This window comes from Coprococcus sp. HCN-4056, from assembly GCF_037892645.1.
Lineage (GTDB): Bacteria > Bacillota > Clostridia > Lachnospirales > Lachnospiraceae > Coprococcus > Coprococcus ammoniilyticus.
Window position 1 is genome coordinate 1 of sequence record NZ_JBBKBL010000011.1, and the last position, 1,435, is coordinate 1,435.

At 47.7% G+C, this 1,435-nt stretch carries 1 pseudogene; it reads left to right on the plus strand.

What is annotated here, in order from left to right:
• Window positions 1-953 (plus strand): annotated as a pseudogene (locus tag WKT03_RS12590) (hypothetical protein); the annotation flags it as partial.
• Window positions 954-1,435: the final 482 nt, after the last annotated feature.

Sequence of the window (1,435 nt, forward strand, 5' to 3'; positions counted from 1 at the left end):
ACTCCGAGGGCACGGCGGATGAGGCGACCTTCTTCTCCGGCAATGCGCTGGACCACGACTGGGGCGCTTGGACGCAGAACAGCGATGAAGAGACCCACACCCGAATCTGTAAGCGCGATGCCTCGCACACCGAGACTAATAACTGCACCGGCGGCACGGCGACCTGCACCGCAAAAGCCGTCTGCGAGGTATGCAAGTCTGAGTATGGCGAAAAGCTGCCCCACGACTTAACGGCGGAGACCGTGGATGCAAAGTACCTGAAATCCGCCGCCACCTGCACGGGAAAGGCGATCTATTACAAGTCCTGCGCAGTCTGCGGTCTGAGCTCCGAAGGCACGGCGGATGAGGCGACCTTCTTCTCCGGCAATGCGCTGAACCATAACTGGGGCGATTGGACGTCCAACGAAGACGGCACCCATACCCGCACCTGCACCGTTGACGGATGCTCTGCAGGCACGCAAACGGAGAATTGCATCGATGCAAACAAAGACCACAAATGTGATATCTGCGATTATATAATCAGCGAGTGTGCAGACGATAACAAAGATCACAAGTGTGATTATTGTGGCAAGAAGCTGATTGAGCATACTGGTGGGAAAGCGACCTGCAAGGACAAGGCAAAGTGCGAGATCTGCGGTGCGGAATACGGTGAGCTTGATCCGAAGAACCACACTAACTTAAAGCACTTCCCGGCAAAGGCGGCGACCAAGACCACCGAGGGCAATATCGAGTACTGGTACTGCGAAGGCTGTGGCAAGTATTTCAGCGACAAGGGCGGTACAAAGGAAATCAAAAAAGCCGACACTGTAACGGCGAAGCTGAAGGGCGATTCCAAATCTCCGCAGACCGGTGACACAAGCAATCTTGCTTTGTGGCTTGCCTTGCTGTTTGTCAGCGGCTGTGTAGCAATTGGAACAACGGCAGTAAGCAGAAAGAAAAAGTACAACAGATAATTGAATAGCGTTCCCTTGCTCCATCTTCCGAGCAAGACAAAAGCGTCGTAGCAATACGGCGCTTTTCACCAGAGCTGTCATGTTCTGCATGATCCTACATGGATGGACAAACACATTGATGGGAGTGGTAGATATCAATCAAGATCCGTTGTATTATGTATTACTGGCTGTAATGACAGCAATCTCAACGATAATTAGCATTTGGATTCAGAAAAAACGAGAGAACGTTCATTCATAGATTCCTGTTTGTCGGACTAATGATATAAAAAAATAATATTAGAGCAGGTAACAAGCAGGTGGTAATATAACAGACTGCCTGCCTTTTTATGTTTATATGATATGAAAATGCTAAAATGTCTGTAAGATATTTAGGTATTTATTAACCAAAATATCTTATAAACTATTGCATGGTATCAAGTCGTTGGGTATAATAAAAGATATTTAGGGATATAATAACCAAAATATCTTTTAAGGGGAATGCT